Source organism: Catellatospora tritici (assembly GCF_019083965.1).
In the GTDB taxonomy this organism is placed as follows: domain Bacteria; phylum Actinomycetota; class Actinomycetes; order Mycobacteriales; family Micromonosporaceae; genus Catellatospora; species Catellatospora tritici.
This window is the reverse complement of record NZ_JAHRCY010000034.1, coordinates 1-10,520: the sequence shown is the minus strand read 5'-3', so window position 1 is coordinate 10,520 and position 10,520 is coordinate 1. Positions and strand designations below refer to the sequence as shown.

At 74.2% G+C, this 10,520-nt stretch carries 9 protein-coding genes; 7 read left to right on the top strand and 2 right to left on the bottom strand.

The annotated features are described in order from the left end of the window. The first annotated feature begins 1 nt into the window (after position 1). From KUA19_RS39375 to KUA19_RS39355, 5 genes are read left to right on the top strand one after another with little or no spacing between them, the layout of a single operon-like run. Positions 2–1,537, top strand: a complete 1,536-nt coding sequence (locus tag KUA19_RS39375; RefSeq protein WP_254550837.1) for a class I adenylate-forming enzyme family protein — start codon at positions 2–4, stop codon at positions 1,535–1,537. Continuing rightward, on the top strand, positions 1,534–4,554 hold the full coding sequence (locus tag KUA19_RS39370) for a non-ribosomal peptide synthetase (RefSeq protein ID WP_217404642.1): 3,021 nt from the start codon (positions 1,534–1,536) through the stop codon (positions 4,552–4,554). The genes KUA19_RS39375 and KUA19_RS39370 overlap by 4 nt, the downstream gene beginning before the upstream one ends. Next, positions 4,551–4,808, top strand: a complete 258-nt coding sequence (locus KUA19_RS39365) for a phosphopantetheine-binding protein (RefSeq protein ID WP_217404640.1) — start codon at positions 4,551–4,553, stop codon at positions 4,806–4,808. The genes KUA19_RS39370 and KUA19_RS39365 overlap by 4 nt, the downstream gene beginning before the upstream one ends. Beyond that, positions 4,805–6,253 carry a condensation domain-containing protein gene (locus tag KUA19_RS39360; protein ID WP_217404638.1) on the top strand — a complete coding sequence of 483 codons (1,449 nt, stop codon included), beginning with the start codon at positions 4,805–4,807 and terminating at the stop codon, positions 6,251–6,253. The genes KUA19_RS39365 and KUA19_RS39360 overlap by 4 nt, the downstream gene beginning before the upstream one ends. Then, positions 6,250–8,103 (top strand): N,N-dimethylformamidase beta subunit family domain-containing protein, encoded by a 1,854-nt coding sequence (locus KUA19_RS39355; RefSeq protein WP_217404636.1) that lies wholly within the window; start codon positions 6,250–6,252, stop codon positions 8,101–8,103. The genes KUA19_RS39360 and KUA19_RS39355 overlap by 4 nt, the downstream gene beginning before the upstream one ends. Here the strand turns inward: KUA19_RS39355 and KUA19_RS44335 are convergent. Beyond that, the gene (locus tag KUA19_RS44335) at positions 8,100–8,228 is read right to left on the bottom strand and encodes a hypothetical protein (RefSeq protein ID WP_302563757.1); all 129 of its coding nucleotides are present in this window, start codon (positions 8,226–8,228) and stop codon (positions 8,100–8,102) included. The genes KUA19_RS39355 and KUA19_RS44335 overlap by 4 nt on opposite strands. Positions 8,229–8,279: 51 nt before the next feature. Continuing rightward, positions 8,280–9,146, bottom strand: coding sequence for an alpha/beta fold hydrolase (locus tag KUA19_RS39350; protein WP_217404634.1), 867 nt, complete (start codon positions 9,144–9,146; stop codon positions 8,280–8,282). Positions 9,147–9,168: 22 nt separating this feature from the next. On the opposite strand from KUA19_RS39350, the gene KUA19_RS39345 reads away from it, so the two are divergent. Both KUA19_RS39345 and KUA19_RS39340 read left to right on the top strand, forming a co-directional pair. Then, the gene (locus KUA19_RS39345) at positions 9,169–9,759 is read left to right on the top strand and encodes a TetR/AcrR family transcriptional regulator (protein WP_217404632.1); all 591 of its coding nucleotides are present in this window, start codon (positions 9,169–9,171) and stop codon (positions 9,757–9,759) included. A gap of 208 nt (positions 9,760–9,967) precedes the next feature. Next, positions 9,968–10,520: helix-turn-helix domain-containing protein (locus KUA19_RS39340; protein WP_308167906.1), on the top strand; the 553-nt coding region annotated here is incomplete at its 3' end.

Here is a 10,520-nt window from a genome sequence, read left to right as displayed (position 1 = left end):
CATGAGCGCCATCGCCGCGGCCAGGGCCGCCGCGCGAGCCGCCGGGCGGGCACCGCTGACCGTGCCGCAGCTGCTGGCGGCACGGGCCCGGACCCAGCCCGAACACGTCGCGATCACCCAGGGGTCGGCGACGCTGGACCTGGCCACGTGGCAGCGGCGCACCCAGGCCGTCGCGGCCGGGCTGCGCACCGCGGGCGTTCGGCCGGGGGACCGGGTCGCGCTGGTGTACGGCGCCCGCGACTGGATCGCCTACGCCACCGCCTACACCGGGGTGCTCGCCGCCGGTGCCGTCGCGGTGCCGCTGTCGACCCGCAACGCCGCCGCCGAACTGGACTACATGCTGCGCCACAGCGGCGCGGTCGCGGTCCTGCACGGCCCGGACGCGGTCCTGCCGGACACCCCGATTCCGCTGGTATGGGACCCCGCCGCCGTCGCCGCCCTGCCCGACGCCGACCCGCTACTCGGCCCCGACCCGGCCGCCCCCGCCCAGATCCTCTACACCTCCGGCACCACCGGCCGCCCCAAGGGCGTCACCGCCGTCCATGCCAACCTCACCCACGGCTGCCGGATCGACCCACCGCTACGCCGCCTGGCCCACTCCAGGCAGTTTCTGCACGCGTTCCCGATCGGCACCAACGCCGGACAGACCATGCTGCTCAACGCCCTCGACGCGCACGCGGGCATGCTGGCCACGGCCCGGTTCGCCGCCCCGCACTTCGCCCGGCTCATCGCCGAACGCCGGGTCGGCAGCGCGTTCGTGGTGCCCGCGATGGCGATCGAGCTGCTGCACTCCGGCGCCCTGGCCGAGCACGACCTGTCCAGCGTGGTGCTGCTCGGCTCGACCGCCGCCGCGCTGCCCCCGGCGATCGCGGCGGGGCTGGCGGCCGCGCTGCCCAAGGCGACAATCGTCAACTACTACACCTCCACCGAGGCCGCGCCGACGCAGACCAGCATGGTGTTCCACCCCGACCGGCCCGCCGCGCTCGGCAAGGCCACCGGCGGCGGCGAGCTGCGCATCCTGGCCCCCGACGGCATCCCGTGCCCGCCCGGCACCGTCGGCGAGGTGTGGCTGCGCGCCGCCGGAACCGCGCGGTCCTACCACGACGATCCCGACGCGACCCGGCACGTGTTCCGTGACGGCTGGACCCGGATGGGCGACGTCGGCCACCTCGACGAGGACGGCTACCTGTACCTGGCCGACCGGGAGAGCGACGTCATCAAGAGCGGCGCGGACAAGGTGTCCACCGTCGCCGTCGAGGCGGCCCTGCACGAGCACCCGGAGATCACCGACGCGGCCGTGCTCGGCCTGCCCGACCCGGTGCTCGGCAAGGTGGTCGCCGCGGTCGTGGTCGCCGACCGGCTGCTGTCGCTGCCCGAGATACGCACGTTCCTGTCCACCCGGCTGGCCGCCCACGAGCAGCCCAGCCGCCTCGCCCACGTCACCGAACTGCCCCGCAACGCCGGGGGCAAGGTCGTCAAGCACCAGCTCCGGGCCCTGTTCACCGACCGGCCCGACCAGGAGGGATCAATCCCATGACCCAGGCACTGGACGGCATCCCCGTCACCCTCGCCCAGCAGGGCGTCTGGTTCACCGAACGGGTCGGCGCCGCCGACACCGCCTACCGGCTGGCGGTCGCGGTCACCCTGCCCGGCCCGGCGGACCCCGCCCGGCTCGACCGGGCCTGGGCCGAGGTCGTCACGCGCCATCCCGCGCTGGCCGTGGCCGTGACCGACCACGGCGGCGAACCGCTGCTGCGGCAGGTGCCGCCCGCGCCGGTCGACCACCGTGCCGCCGACTCCGGCACCGCCGTCGCCGCCGAGCTGGGCCGCCCGTTCGACCTGGCCGAGGGGCCGCTGGCCCGGTGCACCGCGCTGCACGGCACCGACCGGACGACCGTACTGGTCGTCGCACACCACCTGGTGTTCGACGGGGCGTCCAAGGACGTCCTGGTCGCCGACCTGCTCGCCGCGTACGACGGGCGGGCGCTGGCGGCAGGGTCGCTCGACCTGCTCGGCGACGCGGCCCGCGGGCAGGCCGCGCGGATCGCCGCGGCGACCCCGACCGCGCGCGAGTTCTGGGCGGCGCGACCGGCGCCCGCCGACGAGGTCGTGCTGCCGTACGCGACCGGGGCGGTCACCACCGCCGAACCGGATGCCCGAGTGCCGTTCGCACTCGGCGCCGACCTCGACGCGGCACTGACCGCGAGCGCGCACACACTGGGGCTGACCCGGTTCGAGCTGCTGCTGGCCGCGGTGCACGCGGTGCTGGCCCGCTACGGCAACGCCACCACCTCGGTCGCGGTCGACCTGAGCACCCGCACCCCCGAGCTGGCGGGTGAGATCGGCATGTGGGTCAACGAGCTGCCCGTCAGCGTCGCCGCCGACCTCGACCGGTCCTGGGTGGACCTCGCCCGCGCCGTACGGGCCGAGGCCCGCGCCGTCTACGGCCATCGTGAGGTGCCGCTCGGTCGGGCGGTGCCCGGACTGGCGCCCCGGGTCGCGCTCGCGCCCGTGTCGATCAGCTACCGACGCCGCGCGGACAGCACTGCCGCCGTGCACTGGCTGCTCACACCGCCGGTGGTACGCACCGCGCTGCACCTGCAACTGGTCGACGCCGCCGACGGCCTCACCGGATCGGTGCACGTGCCCGCCCGCCACCCGATCGCGGCCGAGCGGATCGCCGGACACCTGCGCACCCTGCTCGCCTCGGCCCTGGCCGAGCCGGACCGCCCTCTCGGCGACCTGGACCTGCTCACCGCGCCGGAGCTGACCGCGGTCGCGGCAGGCAACGCCACCACCCGGCCGCGCCGCGCCGCGACCGTGCTGGACCTGGTACGCGAGCAGGCCGACCGCACCCCCGACGCACCCGCCGTGTCCGGCACCGACGGCGAGCTGACCTACCGGCAGCTGGTCGACGCCGCACACCGGGTCGGCCACGGTCTGCGCGCCCGGGGCGTCGCCGACGGTGACCTGGTCGGCCTGTGTGCCAAGCGGAGCACCGAGCTGGTCGTCGGGGTGCTGGGCATCCTCGCGGCCGGGGCGGCGTACCTGCCGCTGGACCCGTCGTACCCGCAGGCGCGGCTGGAGTTCATCGCCGCCGACGCCGGGGCCAAGGTGATCCTCGGCCACACCGGCGGCCCCCTGGAGGTGCTGCCGCTGGACGGGCTGGCCGCGTTCACCGACGAGCCCGTCACCGCCCCGCGCAGCAGCGGTGACCCGGACGCGCTCGCGTACGCGATCTACACGTCGGGGTCGACCGGTCGACCGAAGGGCGTCGAGATCGGACACGCCGCGCTGGCCAACCTCATCGCGGCCATGGGTGAGCTGCTGGGCACCGACCCGGCGCACCGCTGGCTCAACCTGACCTCGCTGTCGTTCGACATCAGCGGGCTGGAACTGTTCCTGCCGCTCACCACCGGGGCGTGCGTGCTCGTCGCGCCGGACGCGGCCACCCGCGAGGGCGTAGCCCTGGACCGGCTCATCCGGGACAGCGGCGCCACCCACGTACAGGCGACCCCGTCGACCTGGCGGATGCTGCTGGACGCCGACTTCGCCGGGGCGCCGATCACGGCGCTGTGCGGCGGCGAGCCGCTGCCGCTCCGGCTGGCCCAGCGGCTGCGCGAACGCACCACGCGGCTGGTCAACGTGTACGGCCCGACCGAGACCACCATCTGGTCCACCGCCGCCGAGATCGCCGCCGACCCGCAGCGGATCACCATCGGCGGCCCGCTGGCCAACACGACCCTGCACGTGCTCGACGAGTCGCTGCGCCCGCTGCCGCCCGGTGTGCCCGGGGAGCTGTGCATCGGTGGGGCGGGCCTGGCGCGGGGCTATCGCGGCCGCCCGGAGCTGACCGAACAGAAGTTCGTGACCGTGGCCGGGCGGCGGCTCTACCGCACCGGGGACCTGGTGCGGCTGGGTGCCGACGGGCAGGTCGAGTTCCTGGGCCGGGTCGACGACCAGATCAAACTGCGCGGGCACCGCATCGAGCTCGGCGAGATCGAGCAGACGCTGCTCGGCGCCCCGGGCGTCGGCCAGGCCGCCGTCGCGGTACGCGGCTGCACCCTGGTCGCGTACCTGGTCGGCGCCGGTGACCTGCCGGAGATCCGGCGGCACCTGTCGGGCACCCTGCCCCGCTACATGATGCCCGGCCAGTATGTCTGGCTCGACCGGCTGCCGCTCACTCCGAACGGCAAGCTGGATCGCAAGGCGCTGCCCGAACCGCCCGCGCTCGCCGCCGACCCGGTTGACGACCTCGACGGTGCCTGCGCCGCCGCCCCCGACGGCGTGCCCGCCCCCGACGGCGTGCCCGCGCCCGCCGGTGACCTGGTCGCCGAGGTCACCGCGATCTGGTGCGAGGTGCTGCGCATCGACGACATCGCCCCCGACGACACCCTGTTCGACCTCGGCGGGCACTCGCTGACCATCACCCAGATCACCGCCCGGGTCCGCGACGCGTACGACGTCGAGGTGCCCTTCGACGTCTTCTTCGACACCCCGACCATCGAGGGCGTCGTCGCCTCGATCGAGGAACTGCTGGGGGAGCGCGCATGACCGCCGCGACCACGCTCGAGACCGGCCTCGCCGAACTGGTCGCCCAGGCCAGCGAAGGAGCGGTCACCGCCGCCGAAGCGCTGGCCGAACCGCGCTCGCTCGGGCTGCTCGGCCTCACCTCGCTGGGGTTCCTGCGGCTGATCAACGCCGTCGAGCGCAGCTACGGCGTCGCACTCGACCTCGACGACGACGTGTCCTACCTGGACACCATCGCGAGCCTGGCCGCGCATCTGCGCGAGCGGGGCGTCTCATGACGGCGGTGACGGTGCGCGGTGCGCCGGTCGCGGCCGGGCCGCTGACCTGGGGGCAGTACGCCATCTGGGCCGCGATCGGCCGCACCGCGCCCAACGACCACTACTTCAACCTGACCCGGGTGCTCGTGCCACCGGACAAGTGCCGCCCACTGGCCGTCGACGACGCGCTGGACCGGATCGGCAGGGCGCTGAGCGGCCACCCCACGCTGCGTACCCGGCTCTTGGCGCTGTCGGCACCACCCGCCACCGCGTCCGCGCACGCCACCGGCTCCGACGACGACCAGCGGACAGACGAGCCGGTGCGGCCGGGCGCGCCGGTCCAGCAGGAGATCACGGCGAGCGCTGAGGTGCCGGTGCGTGTCGTCACCGCCGCAGACGAGTCCGCCGCCGCCCAGGCCGCCGCCGGGCTCGCCGAGGAGCTGGCCGCGACCGCGTTCGGCTACGGCACCGAACCGCCGGTGCGGCTCGGGGTCGTGCTCGTCGACGCGGCCGTGGCCTGGGTCGTGCTGGCCCTGTGCCACCTGGCCACCGACGGTCACGGCGCCGACATCCTGGTCCGCGACGTCCGGTTGGCGCTGCTTGGCCGTGCCGGCCCGGTGCCGGGCGACCCGGCCGCGATCAGCCAGGAGGAAACCTCGGCGGCCGGGCGGGACCGCAGCGAACGCGTCGTGGCCGCCTGGCGCGACGCCTACCTGGCCCTGCCGTCGAGCATGTTCCCGACCCCGCGCGCCGAACCCCAGCCGGTGCGCTGGTGGGTCGGACGGCTCACCTCGCCCGCGCTCGGCCTGGCCGCCGCCGCGCTCGCCGCCCGGCACCGGACCAGCGTGTCGTCGGTGCTGCTCGCCGCGACCGCGGCCCTGGTCAGTGCGGACGGCGCCGGGGACCGGGCGGCGGTGCTGACCATCGTCGGCAACCGCTTCGACCCGTCGCGGCGCGACCTGGTGGCGACCCTGTCCCAGGAGGGCCTGTTCACCCTGGACACCGCCGCCGCGGACTTCGCCGACCTGATCCGTCCCGCGTGGCGCGAGAGCCTGCGTGCCTACCGGTCCGGCTACTACGACCAGGCCGCGCTGGACGCCACCCTGGCGCGGGTGAGTGCCGAGCGGGGCGAGACGGTCCACCCGATGTGCTGCTTCAACGACATGCGCCTGGTCGACCTGCCGCCCGGAGTGCCGCCGACCGCCGACCAGGTCCGCGCGGCCCGAGCCGCGACCGTGTTCACCTGGGCGTCGCCGCAGCCGCTGGTCGGCTGCCGGTTCTGCGCGCACGTGACCGCCGACGGCCCGGCCCTGACCTACCAGGTCACCGGTGACACCCGGTACCTGCCGCCACAGCGGCTGCGGGCGTTCGCGCTGGGAATGGAGGAGCTGGTGGTGTCGGCCGTGGACGGTCCGGCACCACTGGCGACGCTGCCCGCGCGGCTCGGCGGGGTGGCCGCGGCATGAAGCTCACCGCGTACGCCCGCGCCTGCGCCGTCGACCCGGGTAAGAACCTGGACTTCGTGATCGCCTGCGCGGACCGCGCGCACCCGCTCGGGCACGTCACCGTCATCGACGTGCCGACGGGGCAGGTCGTGCTGGTCGACACGGTCGACGGGCCGCACTGGTCACTGGAGGTGCCCGAGAGCTGGCCGAGCTCGCTGTATCGGGCCGCGTTCCGCGGTGACGGCCGCGCCGCCTCGACGGTCGCCGACAGTCCCGACGCCGACGTGCACTTCGTCGTGCGCGGCACCGGCGACGCCGAGGTGCTCGTGTCGGTGCCGTTTCTGACCTGGCAGGCGTACAACCGGGCCGGTGAGCCGGGGCAGGGCCTCTACTACGCCGAGGAGCCGACGCGGGCGGCGCGGGTCGGGTTCGACCGGCCGGGCGGCGGTCCGCCGCCGCAGGAGTGGGAGCACGGGCTGATCCGCTGGCTGCCCGGCAGCGGCCTGCGGGTGGCGTACTGCGCCAACCTCGACCTGCACGACCAGCCTGAACTGCTGGCGCGACACCGGGTGCTCGTCGTCAACGGCCACGACGAGTACTGGACCTGGGAGATGCGCGACCATGTCGAGGCGTATGTACGTGGCGGCGGCAACCTGGCCGTCTTCGGCGCCAACACCTGCTGGTGGCAGATCCGCCTCGAGGACGGCGGCCGGACCATGGTCTGCCACCGCGACGCCGTCGCCGACCCGGTGGCCCGCACCGACCCGTCGCGCACCACCGTCGAATGGTCCAGCGCGCCGGTCAACCGGCCGGAGAACGCGCTTACCGGGGTCAGCTACCGGCGCGGGGCGGGCACCTGGGGCGAGCACATGGTGAAGATGCGGGAGGAGTCCTACCGGGTCCGCTTCGCCGACCACTGGGTGTTCGCGGGCACCGGGCTGCGCGACGGCGACGAGTTCGGCCGCGGCGCGCTCGGATACGAGACCGACGCCGCCGACTTCACCGAGGTCGACGGCGTGCCCCGGGTGACCGGCCGGGACGGGACGCCGCCCGGATTCGTCATCCTGGCCACCGCCGACCTGCGCCACTGGCGGCACTACGGCCAGGGCGGTCACGCCACCATGGGCGTGCACCGGCTCGGTCAGGGCACCGTGTTCACCGCCGCGACCGTCAACTGGGGCGCCGCCCTGGCCGACCCGGTCGTGGACCGGATCACCCGCAACGTCCTCGACCGGTTCACCCAGGCTGCCGGGCCGCAGTTCGAGCCGATCGGCCCGGCGGTGCCCGGCGCGGTGCTGGCGGCGTGCGAGGGGCAGCTGTTCGCGGCGTCGGGCGGCGTGCTGCGGGTACGCGAGTTGTGCGGGCAGAATCTGGGCTGGCGGGAGGCGGACAGTGCACCGGAGTTGGTCGCGCTGGGGTCGCCGCGGGAGGCGTACCGGGGCATGCCGTTGGGGTTGCTCGGCGTGACCGCAGACGGCCGGATCGTGTACCGCGATCCGGTGCCCGAACCCGCGCCGTGGCGCGACCTCGGCGACGCCGCCGCCGGGACGGTGGCGCTGGCCTGCGTGAACGCTACCTACTTCGCGGTCGCGCAGGGCGGGTTGTGGGCCCGGACGGCGGCGTCGCTGGCCGACGGCACCGGCGCCTGGCAGCGGATCGACAACGCGGCCGAGGTTGTCGCGCTGACCGGGCTGAGCAGCCTGCTGTTCGCCACGACCCGGGACCGCCTGCTGGCCCGGCCGCCGGTCGACGGCCCGGCGCCGTGGATCGACCTTGGCCCGGCCGACGATGTGTCCGCACTGACCGGGGCGGCCGGGATGCTGGTGGCGGGTGGACGCTCGCTGCGGTGGCGGCAGGCCACCGGGGTTTAGGCGGTCAGTTCGGCGGGCTGCGCATGCCGGTTCAGCTCCGCGGCGCCGAGCTGAACCAGCTGCGCGGCCTTGACGTCGACTCGCTCGCGGCGGACCGCCACGGGGACCGAGCGGCCACCGCCCACCACGACATCGAGATGCAGCTGGTCCTTGCGGCCAGGGGAGAGCGTGCGAAGCTACCGCAGCTGGTCGAGGAAGGCGCCGGTCCGGTCGAGGATCCGATCCGGGCAGTTCATCGGCAGGTCGTGGCCGACACCCGGCACGAGGGCCACCTCGGCCGAGGTCAGGGTCCGGATCCTGCGCGCCACAGCGGCCGCGTCGTAGAGCTGGCTGCGCTCGCCGAGCAGCACCAGCGTCGGCGTCGTGAGCTGCCGCAGCTCCTCGTCGGTCAGCGGGGGCGGGACCGGCAGGCGCCGCCGGAAGCCCATCATGGCGGTGGCCAGGCCCATCACGTCGTCGTCGCGCAGCGTCGCGTTGCGCAACCAACCAGCCGCCCGGTGGCGCACCGGTCGGGGGCTCAGGCCGGCGAGGCCGCCGAGCACCACCCAGGCGATGAACCGGCCGCTGACCTTGCCGAAGCCCGCCGGGTCGAGCAGGGTGAGCGAGGCTGCGGCGGTCGGGTTGCGGATCGCGTACTGCAGGGCGGTCCAGCCGCCGTACGAGCAGCCGATGAAGTGCGCGCGACGGACGTCCAGCCCCGTGAGGACCTCGCCGAGCCACTGCGACATGTGCTCGGCACCGTCGATCGGCCGGTCCTGGGTGGAGCCGCCGGGGTCGCCCACGGGGTCCACCGCGATGACGCGCCGGTGCCGTCCGAGCTCGGACACGTAGCGGTGCCACATCAGGGCGTTGCCGCCCGCTCCGGGTAGCAGCACCGCCGGCACGCCATCGTCGGGGCCGCAGGTGTAGACGCGGGTGGTGCCGAACTCTGTCGGCACGTCCACCGTGGAACGTCCGGGCCAGCGGCGGTCGAGAGCTCGACCGTAGTCGGTCAGGAATCTTGTGCGGGCGTTTTCGCTGGTGAAGCCTCCCACCGTTTTCATGGTACAAATGTATCATCAAAGTGTGCCGAGACGAGTCGACCATGAGGTGCGCCGCCGTGAGATCGGCGAGGCGCTGCTGCGGATCGCCCATACGAAAGGCCTGCAGTCGGCCAGCATGCGGGAGGTCGCGGCCGAGGCCGGGGTGTCGCTACGGCTGGTTCAGTACTACTTCCAGGGCAAGAACGACCTCCTGCTCGCCGCCCTGGCATACCTGGGCGAGCAGCTGTCGGCCCGCGTGGAGCAGCACATCCGCGCTCTCGGTTCGCCGCCGACTCCGGCCGGGATGGTCTACGGCACGCTCACCGCGATCCTGCCGACCGACGAGGAGAGCCGCCGGATCACGCGTACCTACACGGCGTACTACACCCTCGTACTGGCCGAGCCGGATCTGGCCGTCGCCCACGGAGCGACCTATCCCGACGCGCTGGAACGCTTTCTGGCCAGGCAGTTGGAGGCAGCCGGGGTGTCCTCGGCGCCGGATTCCAGGACGGTCGCCGCCGGTCTGCTCGCCCTGACGAACGGGCTCGGCTCCAGTGTGCTCGGCGGCCAGCGGGACGGCGACGCGGCACTGGCCGTCCTGAAGTATCACCTCGACCGGCTGTTCGCCGCCTAGGCTCGGCGCAGCGGATCGACGACGCGGCCGAGATCACCGCGCTGACCGGGCTGAGCATCGGTCAGCTGACGCCGGGCGGGTGGGGCTGCCAACTGCTGACGGTTGAGTGAGCTGTCGCGTGCTCCAGTGGTCGTTGGCGTACTCGGCGTGGGTAATGTCCGGCAGGTGGTGGCGGGTGTTGTCGTACCCGGTGTCTAGCGTGTGCCGTGTGTCTGATGTGGCCGGTGGGGTGGTGGTGCAGGCGTATCGTTTCGCCCTGGACCCGAGCCCGGCGCAGGACCGTGACCTGTACCGGCATGCCGGTGCCGGCCGGTTTGCGTTCAACTGGGCCCTGGCCGCGGTACGCGCCAACCTCGGCCAGCGCGCCGCCGAGCGCTCCTACGGCCTGACCGACGCTCAGCTGACCCCGGCGTTGGGTTGGACCCTGCCCGCGCTGCGCCGTGCCTGGAACGCGGCCAAGCCGCAGGTCGCGCCGTGGTGGGCGCAGTGCTCGAAGGAGGCGTACAACACCGGATTGGACGGTCTGGCGCGGGCGTTGGGCAACTGGTCGGCCTCGCGCAGTGGCCGCCGCGCCGGGCCCAGGGTCGGGTTTCCGCGGTTCAAGTCGCGTCGCCGGGTGGTGCCGTCGGTGCGGTTCACCACCGGCACGATCCGGGTCGAGGACACCCGCCACCATGTGACCCTGCCGAGGTTGGGTCGGATCCGTACCCATGAGTCGACCCGCAAACTGGCCCGGCGGCTGTACGCGGGTACGGCCCGGA

What these genes read in the sequence shown, in the direction of transcription:
- KUA19_RS39360 (WP_217404638.1), top strand. Translation starts at nt 4,805, where the DNA reads ATGACGGCGGTGACGGTGCGCGGTGCGCCGGTCGCGGCCGGGCCGCTG.
- KUA19_RS39355 (WP_217404636.1), top strand. Translation starts at nt 6,250, where the DNA reads ATGAAGCTCACCGCGTACGCCCGCGCCTGCGCCGTCGACCCGGGTAAG.
- KUA19_RS39375 (WP_254550837.1), top strand. Translation starts at nt 2, where the DNA reads ATGAGCGCCATCGCCGCGGCCAGGGCCGCCGCGCGAGCCGCCGGGCGG.
- KUA19_RS39370 (WP_217404642.1), top strand. Translation starts at nt 1,534, where the DNA reads ATGACCCAGGCACTGGACGGCATCCCCGTCACCCTCGCCCAGCAGGGC.
- KUA19_RS39365 (WP_217404640.1), top strand. Translation starts at nt 4,551, where the DNA reads ATGACCGCCGCGACCACGCTCGAGACCGGCCTCGCCGAACTGGTCGCC.
- KUA19_RS39350 (WP_217404634.1), bottom strand. Translation starts at nt 9,146, where the DNA reads ATGAAAACGGTGGGAGGCTTCACCAGCGAAAACGCCCGCACAAGATTC.